A 13,725-nucleotide genomic window follows, 5' to 3' on the forward strand; every position below is an offset into this window, starting at 1 on the left:
AGGGATGGCTGAGAAACAATATTCATTATGGAAAGACTGGCGTTTACACCTCATTGTATTAGTTGTTGTAATCGCGACAGAATTAATTGGCTCCAAATCTATTTCTATTGGTGTCGGGGTTGTTACCTTTTTGCCAATGCTGTACGCCATTGTCATTGGATTAGGGTTGTACTTCACGCCTGTTGTAAAAGAAAAGCAATCGAAAAATGCAGAATCTCTCATTTTTTTAGCGGTAAGTCTATTAATGGCGAAGTTTGGTGTTACGATTGGTCCGTCGATTCAAACGTTAATCGAAGTGGGGCCGGCATTAGTACTCCAAGAAATCGGAAATCTTGGTACGATCTTTCTCGCACTGCCTGTAGCCATCGCTTTAGGTTTAAAACGTGAAAGTATCGGAATGACTCACTCTGTTGCTCGTGAACCGAACGTTGCCTTAATTATGGATAAGTTTGGTCTTAACTCTCCCGAAGGACGGGGCGTTATGTCGATTTACATTTTTGGTACCGTTTTTGGAGCGATCTTCATGGGATTGATTGCGGGGGTTTTAGCTAGTGTGACACCGCTCCACCCCCTATCATTTGCCATGGCCTCTGGAATAGGAAGTGGAAGTATGATGGCTTCAGCAAGTGGTTCCTTAATCGCCGGCTTTCCTGAGTTGGAAGCAGATATTCTTGCCTTAGCGGGCGCAAGTAATCTGATTTCGTCAGGGATCGGGCTGTATGTCAGTATCATTGTGGCTCTCCCATTAACAGAGAAACTTTATTCGATACTCATTAAGTTACGGGGAAGTAAAACAACATCCAATGTTCAGGCAGATGTGGAGGGTTAATCATGTTAAAAAATATACAAGAATGGATCATGGTCCTATTGATTGTCGGGGCTATTACTCTTATCGGTAACTGGGTCGGCTACAATGTGATGCCTGTTGAGGCAATTCCTGGTATAATTGTTCTGATTTTAATCTCATTAGCCGGTCTCATTCTCGGAAAAATCATTCCGTTTCAAATTCCTGCTGTTGCTTACATTTCTTTTATCGCCATTATTGTATCGATTCCTGGTTTCCCGGGATCAGAGTATGTAGTCAAGTGGACGACAAGCGTGAACATGCTTGCCATTTGTACTCCGATTCTAGCTTATGCGGGGATTGCCATCGGTCGTTCCTGGGCAGATTTTAGAAAATTAGGCTGGAGAAGTATTATCGTCGGCATGTGCGTGTTGATGGGAACGTATCTAGGTTCTGCGGTGATAGCTGAATTCGTCCTTCGTTGGCAAGGCATTATTTAAGAGAGTACTAGTATTGTAGGTGATTAATTGAGTATACGATTAGGACTTATTGGTGTTGAGGATAATCTGGAATGGATCCAATCAGTGGTAAAGGAGTATTCAGATTTTGAATGCATCCCCTTTCTTCATTTTTATGAAAAAGATGTCATTGATATCCTAGAAGCTCATTCTCATGACATGGACATGTGGTTATTTTCTGGGATTTTCCCCTATTCAGTTGCTGAAAAATGGGGAGGAGTCTCAAAACCTATGTTTTATGTTCCCTATACGGGTACCAGCTTATATAAATCGTTATATCGTATTTTGTACCACCATCATCTTGATATCAATCAACTAAGCTTTGATGCTTTAAAAAAATCTGAGTTAAAACAAATTTTTGCAGAATTAGATATTGATTTTCCCTCCTCCAATTTATATGAAGAGCCAAAATCGATAGAAGAAGTGGTTAAGTATCACGAACGGTTATGGAAAAAGGGTGAAACGCAAGCGGCCGTGACCTGTACATGGCAGGTGCAAAAGGAGCTCGAAAAAATGGGTGTTCCTGTGTATCGTGTAACGCACACAAAATCAGCCATTAAAGCCGTATTAGATAAAGCGTTAAAAACACAGGAAATGCTACGATTTAAAGATAGACAAATTGCTGTCCAAATCCTTGAGATGGATTTATTTTCATCGATGACGATTTCATCCTTTTCGTCTGATGAAATATACGATATGGAAATTAAAAATACGCAAAAACTGTTGAAATATGCGAAAAGAATACAAGGTTCGTTGAAAACCGTAAGCCCTGGATGCTATGTAATATTTACCACACACGGTGAACTAAGTGATATTACAGATAATTTTAGTGTGATACCAAATATAGCTGAAATTCAGGATATCACGAAAGGCAATATCACCTGTGGAATCGGTATTGGTCAGTCTGCCTACGATGCAGAAATGATGGCAAGAAACGCACTTTTACAGGCTAGAAAATTTGGAAAAGAGAACTGGATGGTCGCCTTTGATGACAAAACGTTTAAAGGCCCATTAGGAAAAAGTGAGAGCTTGACTTATTCTTATAACGATAAAGACATGCAAACTATAAGTGAAAAGACTTCCTTAAGCATTGCAACCATCAGTAAAATCGATTCCATTCTAACGAAAATGAATCGTTACGAAATTACCTGTCAAGAACTCGCGACACAGCTGCAAATCCTGCCAAGAAGCGCAAGGAGAATCGTCTCACAGCTTGAGAAAAGCGGGTATGCAGAAGAAATAGGCGAAGAAACCCCAAATCCCCGAGGCAGACCCCGAAAAGTCTATCGGGTATTGCTGAAAGGCCAGGGGGACGGGTCCCTTGGTTCTGAAATGAATAATTGAGGCCATAGTAAAAGACCAATCTGATGGAAGGATTGGTCTTTTACTATACAACGCCACGGTCATCAGATGAGGTCCCTGATTCCCTTTAGCCGAATGAACACAGCTTCATGGTCATTAGATGAGGTCCCTGATTCCCTTTAGCCGAATGAAAACAGCTTCACGGTCATCAGATGAGGTCCCTGATTCCCTTTAGCCGAATGAAAACAGCTTCACGGTCATCAGATGAGGTCCTTGATTCCCTTTAGCCGAATGAACACAGCTTCACGGTCATCAGATGAGGTCCCTGATTCCCTTTAGCCGAATGAACACAGCGCCACGGTCATCAGATGAGGTCCTTGATTCCCTTTAGCCGAATGAAAACAGCTTCACGGTCATCAGATGAGGTCCCTGATTCCCTTTAGCCGAATGAACACAGCTTCACGGTCATCAGATGGGAGCCTTGATTCCCTTTAGTCGATTGAAAACAGCGCCACGGTCATCAGATGGGAGCCTTGATTCCCTTTTGCCATTTGAATATAGCTTCACGGTCACCAAATGGGAGCCTTAGTTCCCTTTTGCCGTTTGATAGGCTACCTATAAAGCATTTTCAGCAGCCTATCACCCTTATCACAATTGATTTTGGACAGCACCAACGGATTTCGTACGAAGAAACTTTTTCAGCAATTCCGCCCCGTCGTCCCCGTGGCTCTTGCATAGTTCGGAAATACCAGGGAAAAATATTCATATTTATACATTTGTAATCGGTTTTTTACATTCTTTTATCCTTCTGATAGCAGCTGCTTAATATTCCGCTGATATTTTATAAATGAGTCTATAAAATAGAGTTGGGAGATGGAGAAATGATAGGGAAGAAATGGTTGCCGGCACTTAGTGCACTGGTCATTGCAGCTGGGATTACTACAGGTGGAGGAGCTGCATTTGCGAAGGAAAAGCATAAGGATATCTTAAATGTTTCGCATCGCGGTGCATCTGGACATGCTCCGGAGCATACGTTAGTTTCGTATGATATGGGCGAAAAAATGCATGGTGATTATATTGAAGTTGATTTACAAATGACAAAGGATGGTCAGTTGATCGCGATGCATGATGAGACGGTTGACCGGACGACGGATGGAACGGGTTATGTAAAAGACATGACTCTTGCAGACATCAAAGCATTAGACGCAGGCAGCTGGTTTAACGAAAAAAATCCAGCGTATGCAAATGAAGAATATGTTGGATTACAAGTACCTACTTTAGAAGAAGTGTTCCAAAAGTTTGGCAAAAACAATAGCTACTATATTGAAACGAAATCTCCTACTATTTATCCGGGAATGGAAAAGGAATTATTGCGCTTGGTGAACAAGTACAATATCAATAAGGACAAGCTCCTTGTCCAATCTTTTAGTGCTGACAGCTTAAAAATCATGCACGGGCTTGATCCATCTGTTAAACTTGTTCAATTAATGTCGTATGGATCTAATGCAACCATTACCGACGAACAAATAGCACAAATCAAAGCGTATGCAATGGGTATCGGGCCAAACCATACCTATCTAAATGAAGCGTATATCCAAAAGGTCGTAAACAATGGTCTTGAAATCCACCCATACACGGTGAACGATAAGGAACGAATGAGCCAATTGATTGAATGGGGTGTCACAGGAATGTTTACGAACTTCCCAGACCTGCTTCATGAGGTGAAAAAGGGAAAATAATTAGATTCGATAAAACAGTTGGTGCCTGCTTTTATGTCGAGGCATCAACTGTTTTTTTAGATGCGAAAAATTCTTTTGGCAATGGTGCCAAATGTGCTGCTATTAAGTATAGACAAGGGTCGCCGCTCCCCAGTTTCATTAAGCAAGGTTTGAGCCGCGGGACCGACCCTATGGCTCTCCTCAAGATCGTGAGTGAATGCGTTAAAGTAATTAATCCCTATCCAGATGGTAGATGAGCTGGACAACGCCGGAGGAGAAGGATCTGGTGTCCACTAACTTCAAATTTACTCTCTCTTGTATATCCGTAAACAGCGGTTTTCCTTCTCCTAAGATAACAGGGTGAACAGATAATCTAAATTCATCAACAAGTCCTAATTGAATAAAGGTGGTTATCAGGTTGGCCCCGCCGTATAACCAGATATCCTTACCAGGCATGTTCTTTAATTTATTGACCTCTTCTAGTAGCTGATCATTTATAAAAATCGCTTGATTGTCAGATCCATTTTGCGTCCTGGAAAATACATATTTTTGTTTACTTAGTACGGCTTCCCATAATTCTTTGTCAGTTTCAGAAGCATCTTTTTCTGGAGCATATTGCCCCCATAACTCATAGCTCTTTCTTCCATAAAAAATGGTATCAATTTGATTTAAGAACTGAATAAATTCCATGTCCGGATCCATTATGCACCAATCAATTTCTCCATTTTTCCCTTCAATAAAGCCATCTAACGTAACGGCTAAATCTAAAATGATTTTTCTTTGCTTTGCTTCGATAGGCATAGCTTTCCCTCCTTGTGGTTATGTATATCTTTTGCTTCAACTTTTTATATAGTAACAGCATTTGTATGATTACTATTATTATCCAGATTGATGTGTTATGTCTTGTTTAAAAGTAATTTGCTGTATTTTGCCTTCACTGATCGTCTGAAAATTGGTCTTATAGGTATCAAGTATTTGATCATGGTTGAAAAGAGGAAGCACGAGAACCGTCCCCCTGCTTCCTGGTTAGAAGGAGGAAGCGCGAGAACCGTCCCCCTGCTTCCTGGTTAGAAGGAGGAAGCGCGAGAACCGTCCCCCTGCTTTCTTGGTTAGCAAAAGGAAGCAGGAGAATGAACTGCACCCCTGGTTAGAAGAGAAGCAAGGGAACTAATAAAAGTGAAGCGTGAGAATCTATGTTCATTTATTTGCATTATATTGCGTTACATTTGGGTAATACTAATCATTACTTGTAAGTAAAAAAAGTAGTATGGAGTGGGAATTAAATGGAAAACAATCAACAGTTAGATCTAACTTCAGTAGAAATGGGTGCCTTGTGGAGTGCGTATTTTTCAGAAACGATTACAAAGTGTATGTTCCAGCACTTTTTGGAAAATGTCGAGGATCCTGAAATTGAATCTCTTCTCATGCATGGATTGAACATCTGTAATAAGCGCATTCCCAAATTGGAAGAGTTGTTTTTAAAGGAAAACTTCCCCATTCCTCAAGGATTTACAGATAAGGATGTAAACCCAAAAGCTCCCCGTCTTTTTTCTGATGCTTTCTATCTGTATTACATCTGGTTTATGAGTAGTATGGAGCTACAGGCTCACTCGTTATCACTGTCATTATGTGCTAGATCTGATGTGAATGATTATTACCGTGAAGTATTAAATGGCTCTGCAGATACCGATACAAAAACACGGGAAATAGCTCTACAAAAAGGATTATTCGTTCGTGCACCCCATATTCCGACTCCCGCAAAAATAGACTTTGTAACGAAAAAGAGTTTTTTAACAGGATGGTTTGGTGAGAGAAGACCAATCAATGCACTTGAAATCACTCATTTATTTAAAAATATTATGAATAATACATTAGGGGCTACATTAATGACAGGGTTCAGTCAAGTGGCTAAATCCAAGGACATAGGTCATCTTTTTATCAGGGGAAGGGATATTGCTGCTAAACATTCAACTATCTTTACCTCTGTTTTAAAAGAGGAGGGCCTGTCATCCTTTGAATCTGCGGACATCTATGCAACCGATTCAATAAATCCTCCGTTTTCTCAGAAATTAATGCTCTTTCACGTTACTTCTTTAAATGCGTTAGGCATGGCTAATTACGGATTAGCTATTTCGGCTAGTTCAAGAAAGGATATTGCGACTCATTACACTCGATTAATGGGAGAAATCGCTCTTTTTACAGAAGATGCAGCAAACCTTCTAATTGAAAACGGCTGGATGGAACAACCGCCACAAGCCGCAGATCGACTTTAGGAAGCATGAGATTCTCGTGCTTCTTTTTTTGCAAAAAAAGTGAGGGGGATATCCTTTTTCCACCTGTAGATTAGGTTATTTAGCCACTTTAAATGGAATATCAAAAAAGGTGATCAAGAAAATGATGATAAATATGGATATGATATAAGCTCGGACTGGTTTCACCTGATGAAGGGCAATGACGGAGAACATGACCAAATCAAATAAAAAGGAATAGCCAAATTTCCAACCGTTTTGATAGGAGATTCTATCAAATTTATCCAAAACCCATTCAGCAAAAATATAGATGCCAGACCAAATAAATATGTAGATCAGTCGTTTGACCCACGTTTTTGGAAAATGGGAAAGAAAGAGAAAAATACTAATCGGCATCGTAATTAAAGCATACGTAATGACAACCATCTGATGTCCGTAAAGAAAGTCAGGGTGGAATTTCCATAAGGTGTTTTCTTGTACCATATATTCATACAGCAAACCGCCGGTAGCTATAAAAAACATGCTTGCATGATAGTCTCTCCACTTACTCCAGTCTCCCCACTTTAGTGAAGCCAAAATAGTCAGAACAGTAATCGCAGTGTGCATTCATCACAATCCTTTCGAGCGTTTTAGAACAGAATCCTCTTTTGAAAAAATGATATTAGGGCATTAATCAGCTAAATAGTGAAGGTGAATGAACCTTAGTTAGTCAAATAATGGACCTTCGCCTCCATAACAAAAGGTGATTGCCTCATTCACAATCCCCCGTATAAGCAGACCCATCCTAAATTGCCTATAGTTCCTATTATTTTTCCCTATAGCGGGCAAACTATTCCTTTTTAGCCATGGTCCATCACGGCCGGACCAAGGGGGCGGATTCCTTGGTCTCGACCTGAATTTCAATAAAAAACAATCATAAAATGATAAAAGTTTATTGTAAATCGATAAAACGCATGCTAAAATCAAATCGTTACTAAAAAAGAGAGGTGCTTTTTATGAAACGTGGTTCAACATTATTCCTAAAGACAGCTGTTATCATTATTGGCATTCCTGTTCTTGTGTTGTGCCTATATTTTCTGCCGCAAATTGCGAAAGAAGCCATAGAACATGTTGAAAAGGGAGCAGTGGTATTACCATATGTAGTATTTGGGCTTTTATTTATCATGTATGTATCGGCGATTCCGTTTTACTATGCATTGTATCAAGCCTTGAAGCTTTTAAGCTATATTGACAAGAACCAAGCTTTCTCGGATTTATCAGTAAAAGCGTTAAAGAAAATTAGAAACTGTGCCATCACAATCAGCGGCCTGTATGTAGTGGGGCTGCCATTGGTCTTTGTGATAGCGGAGTGGGATGATGCGCCGGGTCTCGTATTAATCGGAATGGTCGTTGTTGGTGCTTCACTGGTGATTGCCGTCTTTGCTGCAGTTCTTCAAAGGCTTTTAAAGGAAGCGATAGATATAAAATCAGAAAATGATTTAACGGTCTGAGGTGAGCACAATGGCAATAATAATAAATATTGATGTGATGTTAGCGAAACGAAAAATGAGCGTCACAGAACTTTCTGAGAAGGTTGGAATCACAATGGCTAATCTTTCTATCTTGAAAAATGGAAAGGCAAAAGCAATTCGATTATCCACTTTAGAAGCCATTTGCAAGGCTTTAGACTGTCAACCTGGGGATATTTTAGAATACCAAAGTGACGACGAAACGTAATAATGAACAAAGAGGATGTTATAGAAATTATTTTTTATAAAAACAGGTTCGCCATTTGGAGGGATAAACATGGCCATGAAACTTCCTTTTTTTAATCCTAAAAAAACGAATGAACACCTCCAGTACATGGAGGAGCATACACCAGACCATATCGCCATTATTATGGACGGTAACGGACGCTGGGCCCAAAAGCGTGGCTTGCCAAGAGTTGCCGGCCACAAAGAAGGGGTGTCTGCTGTCGTAAAAATCACCAAAGCAGCAGTCAAATGTAAGGTAAAGGTTCTGACGCTATATACATTTTCCACGGAAAACTGGAAACGTCCAAAGTCCGAGGTAGACCTTATATTGAGGCTTCCCAAGGAGTTTCTGCAAATTTATCTGCCTGAACTGATATCCAATAACGTACGGATTGAGGCAATCGGTGATATGGAAAATCTTCCTGCCCATACACGGGAAGCGGTGCAGTATGCAATTGAACGAACTAAGAACAATGACGGTCTTCAGTTAAATTTTGCGCTCAACTATGGTGGCAGACACGAGATTTTAAAGGCCATGAAAGAGATGTTTACGGATCTAACTGATGGCAAAATGTCACTGGATGAACTAGATGAACAGCATTTTTCTAACTATTTGTATACTGCGGGCATCACAGAGCCTGACCTGCTCATTCGCACCGGCGGAGAAAAACGGTTGAGTAATTTCCTGCTTTGGCAGATGGCTTACACAGAGTTCTGGTTTACTGATGTGCTGTGGCCGGATTTTTCCGAGAAGGAATTCCTGCGTGCCTTGGAAGAATACCGGCAGCGAAAAAGAAGGTATGGCGGGTTATGAAACGGCAGAATGCTTCTGCCGTTTCCATTCTTATGGTGGTTTAAAAAAGCGATTTGAGTTTTTCTTTTACCTTGTGATTTTCAATAAGGTATTGGACCCCATATAATAAAAATGCTTTAGAAAAGAAATAAAGGAAAAACTGAAAGTTGCTGAATCTAACCAACGTATAGTACCTAAATTTTGTTGCTAAATATGTGAATGGATAGGCAAATAAAGCATTTATCACTCCGTTTAGTAAAATAAACCTTATAAATTTTCCATATGTCCACTTTAATATCCACATGGAGATAGCCAAGAATGGGCCGATTTGGAAGGGAACTTCCCCGAAAAGGAATGATTTAGGTTTATTATAGAAAACCCACCATCTTTGTTTTTTCCCAATCCATGCATGAACTATTTCAACGAGTAAAATGAAGATGGAGGCGGGAAGAAATCTTTTTATGTTTTTTGAGCCTAATAACGGCAGCGTTACCCATGAGAGTATGACTATAGCAGCATTAAACAATGTTTGAATCTTTATGTTCATAGCTTCATCATTCATTCCTTTCTCAGAAGCCCCTAATTCCCCTTTGATTGTTAGACTGTCCGATATTTCACAAGATATGTAGAATTTTATGTGAAGAAAGAGGCCGTCAGTCAAGCAACCGCCAAATCCTAAGTTACTTCCTATTTTTTGTGTTCCCCAGGTAAAATTAACCGTCATCATCCTCTTTTTAGAAGCAAGAGAACCGTCCCCGTGCTTCTTGTATTTGTTGATCGTTTGGAACATAATGAATGCAATTAGTTGAAGGAGTTTTTGAGCATGGATATTCAGCATCTTAAGTATTTTGTGGAAGTAGCTAGGCAAAAGAATTTTACAAGGGCATCTCAGGTTTTGCTTGTCTCGCAGCCGTCGATTAGTAAAATGATCAAAAGCCTGGAGGATGAATTAAAGGTCACATTATTAGATCGTTCGGAGAGAAAAATTGAACTCACTGATGCAGGGGCTATCGTTTATGATCAGGCGGTAAAAATACTGCAGGCATTCGAGGATGTGTATTCCTCTGTTAACGAGCTGACACAAGTAAAAAAAGGAACCGTAAAGTTGGGATTAATGCCAACAACTGGTGTCTTGCTTTTTCCTAATGTGCTTGCGGGGTTTAAGAAGGAATATCCACAAATTGATATCCAGATGGTTGAATACAATGCCAAGCAATTAAAGTATAAGGTAGAAGAAGGGGATATCGATTTAGGTATTACGGTTCTGCCGGTGAACACTGAGCTTTTTGAAACCATCCCTTTATTATCTGAAGAGCTAGTGGTCCTCGTTGACAGTGAGCATTGGCTGGTTAAAAGTGAGTCAGTGAGTTTGGCTGATTTAAAAAATGAATCCTTTATCCTCTTAACGGAGGATTTTGCGCTACATGATGTGGTTACACAAGCCTGTATGCAGTCTGGATTTGAACCGATTGTTGCATATAAAAGCTCACTGTGGGATTTAATCGGTGAAATGGTCGCAACAAAGCTAGGCATTTCGATCATTCCTCGGTCGATGGTGAGGTTTATCAATCAGGACGTTCATGCCATTTCCTTGTCCAATCCACATATCGAGTGGGAAATCGTGCTCGTGTATAAGAAGAATAAATATCTTTCTTTTGCAGCAAGGGAGTTCATGGAGTATATCCAGATGCATATTCTGTAACTTCATTCAGCAAATGTTTTTTGTACCGAAGCTTGCGGCAGGTACAGAAATCCTCCACTTTTAAAGTTAAGGTATGAATGTAAGTAAGCTCTCTAATTTATTGGGGGTTCAAACCCTTGCTGAATGAAGTTAAGCCTCCGGCGAGCCTTGCGATTTTTTACGGTAATTTATCGAGCGAGCTCGATAAAAATCCGGGCGTAAATTCGACGAGCGAATTTGATCTTTGTATAACTTTATCGCATAGTTTCTATAGTTTATATATATTTTACGAATCATAATCCCCTTAGTAGAATGATAAATAATTATTCAATATTTTTCGGAATGTTCATGAAACGATTGCTAATGGGGGCTATGATGATGGAAATAAAAGTAGAATTAACAGCAAATAAAAAAGAAAAACCGGCAAGTGATAAGCTAGGGTTTGGACAGTTTTTTACAGACCATATGTTTATTCTCGATTATATAGAAGACAAGGGCTGGCATGATCCGCGCATTATTCCGTATCAACCGATTTCCTTAGATCCAGCGGCAAAGGTTTTTCATTACGGTCAAACGGTATTTGAAGGATTGAAGGCGTATGTAACAGTCGATAATCGGGTGCTGTTGTTCCGTCCAGAAAGCAACTTCAAGCGATTAAATGTATCGAATGATCGGCTATGCATTCCTGCCATTAACGAGGAGCATGCGTTAGAAGCGCTAAAACAGTTGATTACAGTGGATCGTGAATGGATTCCAAGTGAACCTGGAACATCCTTATATATCCGTCCCTTTATCATCGCAACAGATCCATGTTTAGGTGTGGCTTCCTCGAAAAGCTACCAATTTATCATCATTATGTCTCCGGTAGGCTCGTACTACAAAGAAGGCATTAAACCAGTGAAAATTTTAGTAGAGCAGCATTATGTACGTGCGGTTGCAGGAGGAACGGGCGGTGCGAAAACAGGTGGTAACTACGCTGGCAGCCTAAAAGGACAGGAAATAGCGAGCAGGGATGGCTATTCTCAAACGTTATGGTTAGACGGGATTGAGAGACGTTACGTGGAAGAGGTAGGAAGTATGAATATCTTCTTCAAAATCAACGGAAGAGTTATAACACCTGAGTTAAACGGAAGCATTCTTCCGGGCATCACGCGTGATTCAATGATTCAAGTGTTACAATCAAAAAATATCCCAGTTGAAGAGCGCCGCATTTCCATTGATGAGATCCTGGAGGCCTATCATAATGGAACATTAGAAGAGGCATTTGGTACAGGCACAGCAGCTGTCATCTCGCCAATTGGTGAACTAAAATGGAAGGACGAAAAAATCGTCTTGAATAACGGTGAAATCGGAGAAGTCACACAAATGCTTTACGATACCTTAACAGGCATCCAAAACGGCTCACTAGAAGATTCGTTTGGCTGGACGATTAAACTATAAGAACCGGGGGATGGGTTCCGTGGTTCAATAAAATGTAGCGGGATAAAACGATACATTGAGATAAATTAAAAGGGAAAGCTTTGCAGAGAATCTACACTTCTGCAGAGCTTTCCTTTTTTATTTTCTGTGTGGACAGGATCTGCCCTCATGGTTCGTTAAGCTTTTTTTAAGGATAATATTTTAACATGAATCTAAAGAAATCTTAAAGTCACGAGATTTTCCCATTGGATATATGACGCTGAATTTGAATTCATTGGAGGGGTTTTTATGAAAAATGTTAGGATGGAAAGTAGAAAAGGGTTTGTTTTTAAAACGGTAAGAGGGTACATTGGAAAGATATCACCGAGGAAAACTGAAATAGGTACGCTTCACAGTATTACGGAGTTTAAAGACATAACTAAAGCTGAAATATTCGAAGAAGTAAAAGGGCCGAGAATAGAAAATGCTAAGGCAGAATTTCAGAGATATATAGACAAGGCTAACAATGTTTTAGCAAGTTTAGGGGAGGAGACATTAGAGCTGGAATTAGTCTCTTTGGAATCGTTAGGATGGTCCACTATTACTCCTCGAAAAACCTTGTTTTCCAAAGATGCTCCACGAATCAAATTGTAAGGTTGTCTACATTCACCAAAATCATGTAAGCCTACGAAGACACAAAGGGGCCGACGTGCCAACGACCCCAGATCATACAAGTGAAATTCGAACCGAGGGCCCCGTCCCCGTGGCTCACAATAATTGATTATTCGCTTGGAGGAAGAATTGGGCTTGTTGGTAGTTGTAGGTAACGATGGAGAAATCGAAGGGCTGACCGTTGGTTAAATGGAAAATACTTTCAACACAAAATTTTGGATCTCCCTTTTCCAAGCCTAGATACTCCGCTTCTTCTTCGTTCAGTTTATCTACATGCAGAAATAAGTCTGAAAAACCAATTTTTAAACCTAATCCCTCACTGATGTAATGAAAGATGGATTCTGAAACAATTTCCTTATTTAAATAAGGAATAATAGTTTTATTATAGTAAGACTCTTCGAAGCATAAAGTTTGTTCGTTTATATAACGAACTCTTTTTACATAATAGATATCATCATCAAGTCCAATATTTAAATTTTCAGCCGCCTTTTGTGTCGGCTTTTTTACAGCTAATTCAATTACTTTTGAAGTTGCTTGAAAATCCTCAAGATCCTTTTTAAACCCTTGATTAGAAAGAAGACTAATATATCCTTTTCTTTTATGTCTTCGAACAAAAATTCCGCTGCCTCTGACTTGAAAGACAACTCCTTTTCGTTCCAATAGATCTAAAGCTTTTGTAATCGTACTTTTGCTTACCTCAAATTGAGCCATTAATGATTCTAAAACTGGCAGTTTATTTCCCTGTTGTAGCTCATTTTCTTCTATATATTTTTCAAGCTCTGCTGCAATTTGCTGGTATTTTAACATATCGGAATCTCCACTTAGTCTATTTACTTTACTCAATATTAGAATTATAGCATAAACCACATAAAAATAT

Annotated in this window: 15 protein-coding genes; 11 read left to right on the top strand and 4 right to left on the bottom strand. The window is 39.7% G+C overall.

The features are described from left to right. The first annotated feature begins 4 nt into the window (after positions 1-4). The 4 genes from ACHUFV_RS19280 (at position 5) to ACHUFV_RS19295 (ending at position 4,343) form a co-directional block, all read left to right on the top strand. The gene (locus ACHUFV_RS19280; RefSeq protein ID WP_394236942.1) at positions 5-829 is read left to right on the top strand and encodes a DUF3100 domain-containing protein; all 825 of its coding nucleotides are present in this window, start codon (positions 5-7) and stop codon (positions 827-829) included. A gap of 2 nt (positions 830-831) precedes the next feature. Then, positions 832-1,284, top strand: coding sequence for a hypothetical protein (locus ACHUFV_RS19285; protein ID WP_394236944.1), 453 nt, complete (start codon positions 832-834; stop codon positions 1,282-1,284). A gap of 27 nt (positions 1,285-1,311) precedes the next feature. Further along, positions 1,312-2,646 carry a helix-turn-helix domain-containing protein gene (locus ACHUFV_RS19290; RefSeq protein WP_394236945.1) on the top strand — a complete coding sequence of 445 codons (1,335 nt, stop codon included), beginning with the start codon at positions 1,312-1,314 and terminating at the stop codon, positions 2,644-2,646. Between the two features lie 839 nt (positions 2,647-3,485). Beyond that, positions 3,486-4,343 carry a glycerophosphodiester phosphodiesterase gene (locus tag ACHUFV_RS19295; protein WP_394236947.1) on the top strand — a complete coding sequence of 286 codons (858 nt, stop codon included), beginning with the start codon at positions 3,486-3,488 and terminating at the stop codon, positions 4,341-4,343. A gap of 210 nt (positions 4,344-4,553) precedes the next feature. Here the strand turns inward: ACHUFV_RS19295 and ACHUFV_RS19300 are convergent, their stop codons facing one another. Continuing rightward, positions 4,554-5,123, bottom strand: coding sequence for a dihydrofolate reductase family protein (locus ACHUFV_RS19300; protein WP_394236949.1), 570 nt, complete (start codon positions 5,121-5,123; stop codon positions 4,554-4,556). Between the two features lie 482 nt (positions 5,124-5,605). Here ACHUFV_RS19300 and ACHUFV_RS19305 point away from each other — a divergent pair, with 482 nt between their 5' ends. After that, positions 5,606-6,595, top strand: coding sequence for a DUF3231 family protein (locus tag ACHUFV_RS19305; protein ID WP_394236950.1), 990 nt, complete (start codon positions 5,606-5,608; stop codon positions 6,593-6,595). Positions 6,596-6,670: 75 nt separating this feature from the next. Here the strand turns inward: ACHUFV_RS19305 and ACHUFV_RS19310 are convergent, their stop codons facing one another. After that, a complete protein-coding gene (locus ACHUFV_RS19310; RefSeq protein WP_394236952.1) occupies positions 6,671-7,177 on the bottom strand; it encodes a CBO0543 family protein in 507 nt (168 codons plus the stop codon). 389 nt (positions 7,178-7,566) lie between these two features. Between ACHUFV_RS19310 and ACHUFV_RS19315 the strand changes: the two genes are divergently transcribed. From ACHUFV_RS19315 to ACHUFV_RS19325, 3 genes are all read left to right on the top strand, one after another. Then, on the top strand, positions 7,567-8,061 hold the full coding sequence (locus ACHUFV_RS19315) for a DUF2975 domain-containing protein (protein WP_394236954.1): 495 nt from the start codon (positions 7,567-7,569) through the stop codon (positions 8,059-8,061). Between the two features lie 10 nt (positions 8,062-8,071). Next, positions 8,072-8,287, top strand: a complete 216-nt coding sequence (locus ACHUFV_RS19320; RefSeq protein ID WP_394236956.1) for a helix-turn-helix domain-containing protein — start codon at positions 8,072-8,074, stop codon at positions 8,285-8,287. 69 nt (positions 8,288-8,356) lie between these two features. Then, on the top strand, positions 8,357-9,118 hold the full coding sequence (locus ACHUFV_RS19325) for an isoprenyl transferase (protein WP_394236958.1): 762 nt from the start codon (positions 8,357-8,359) through the stop codon (positions 9,116-9,118). A gap of 40 nt (positions 9,119-9,158) precedes the next feature. On the opposite strand, the gene ACHUFV_RS19330 is transcribed toward ACHUFV_RS19325, so the two are convergent. Beyond that, positions 9,159-9,824 (bottom strand): hypothetical protein, encoded by a 666-nt coding sequence (locus tag ACHUFV_RS19330; RefSeq protein ID WP_394236959.1) that lies wholly within the window; start codon positions 9,822-9,824, stop codon positions 9,159-9,161. A gap of 96 nt (positions 9,825-9,920) precedes the next feature. Between ACHUFV_RS19330 and ACHUFV_RS19335 the strand changes: the two genes are divergently transcribed. From ACHUFV_RS19335 to ACHUFV_RS19345, 3 genes are all read left to right on the top strand, one after another. Continuing rightward, the gene (locus ACHUFV_RS19335; protein WP_394236961.1) at positions 9,921-10,799 is read left to right on the top strand and encodes a LysR family transcriptional regulator; all 879 of its coding nucleotides are present in this window, start codon (positions 9,921-9,923) and stop codon (positions 10,797-10,799) included. Between the two features lie 354 nt (positions 10,800-11,153). After that, positions 11,154-12,218, top strand: coding sequence for a branched-chain amino acid aminotransferase (locus tag ACHUFV_RS19340; RefSeq protein ID WP_394237275.1), 1,065 nt, complete (start codon positions 11,154-11,156; stop codon positions 12,216-12,218). Positions 12,219-12,485: 267 nt separating this feature from the next. Then, positions 12,486-12,830, top strand: a complete 345-nt coding sequence (locus ACHUFV_RS19345) for a hypothetical protein (protein ID WP_394236963.1) — start codon at positions 12,486-12,488, stop codon at positions 12,828-12,830. Positions 12,831-12,944: 114 nt separating this feature from the next. Here the strand turns inward: ACHUFV_RS19345 and ACHUFV_RS19350 are convergent, their stop codons facing one another. After that, on the bottom strand, positions 12,945-13,655 hold the full coding sequence (locus ACHUFV_RS19350) for a GntR family transcriptional regulator (RefSeq protein ID WP_394236964.1): 711 nt from the start codon (positions 13,653-13,655) through the stop codon (positions 12,945-12,947). Positions 13,656-13,725: the final 70 nt, after the last annotated feature.

Source organism: Niallia oryzisoli (genome assembly GCF_043641075.1).
In the GTDB taxonomy this organism is placed as follows: domain Bacteria; phylum Bacillota; class Bacilli; order Bacillales; family Cytobacillaceae; genus Bacillus_BD; species Bacillus_BD oryzisoli_A.

What these genes read in the sequence shown, in the direction of transcription:
- ACHUFV_RS19315 (WP_394236954.1), top strand. Translation starts at nt 7,567, where the DNA reads ATGAAACGTGGTTCAACATTATTCCTAAAGACAGCTGTTATCATTATT.
- ACHUFV_RS19285 (WP_394236944.1), top strand. Translation starts at nt 832, where the DNA reads ATGTTAAAAAATATACAAGAATGGATCATGGTCCTATTGATTGTCGGG.
- ACHUFV_RS19280 (WP_394236942.1), top strand. Translation starts at nt 5, where the DNA reads ATGGCTGAGAAACAATATTCATTATGGAAAGACTGGCGTTTACACCTC.
- ACHUFV_RS19320 (WP_394236956.1), top strand. Translation starts at nt 8,072, where the DNA reads ATGGCAATAATAATAAATATTGATGTGATGTTAGCGAAACGAAAAATG.
- ACHUFV_RS19300 (WP_394236949.1), bottom strand. Translation starts at nt 5,123, where the DNA reads ATGCCTATCGAAGCAAAGCAAAGAAAAATCATTTTAGATTTAGCCGTT.
- ACHUFV_RS19325 (WP_394236958.1), top strand. Translation starts at nt 8,357, where the DNA reads ATGGCCATGAAACTTCCTTTTTTTAATCCTAAAAAAACGAATGAACAC.
- ACHUFV_RS19350 (WP_394236964.1), bottom strand. Translation starts at nt 13,655, where the DNA reads ATGTTAAAATACCAGCAAATTGCAGCAGAGCTTGAAAAATATATAGAA.
- ACHUFV_RS19295 (WP_394236947.1), top strand. Translation starts at nt 3,486, where the DNA reads ATGATAGGGAAGAAATGGTTGCCGGCACTTAGTGCACTGGTCATTGCA.
- ACHUFV_RS19340 (WP_394237275.1), top strand. Translation starts at nt 11,154, where the DNA reads ATGATGGAAATAAAAGTAGAATTAACAGCAAATAAAAAAGAAAAACCG.
- ACHUFV_RS19310 (WP_394236952.1), bottom strand. Translation starts at nt 7,177, where the DNA reads ATGCACACTGCGATTACTGTTCTGACTATTTTGGCTTCACTAAAGTGG.
- ACHUFV_RS19330 (WP_394236959.1), bottom strand. Translation starts at nt 9,824, where the DNA reads ATGATGACGGTTAATTTTACCTGGGGAACACAAAAAATAGGAAGTAAC.
- ACHUFV_RS19335 (WP_394236961.1), top strand. Translation starts at nt 9,921, where the DNA reads ATGGATATTCAGCATCTTAAGTATTTTGTGGAAGTAGCTAGGCAAAAG.
- ACHUFV_RS19345 (WP_394236963.1), top strand. Translation starts at nt 12,486, where the DNA reads ATGAAAAATGTTAGGATGGAAAGTAGAAAAGGGTTTGTTTTTAAAACG.
- ACHUFV_RS19305 (WP_394236950.1), top strand. Translation starts at nt 5,606, where the DNA reads ATGGAAAACAATCAACAGTTAGATCTAACTTCAGTAGAAATGGGTGCC.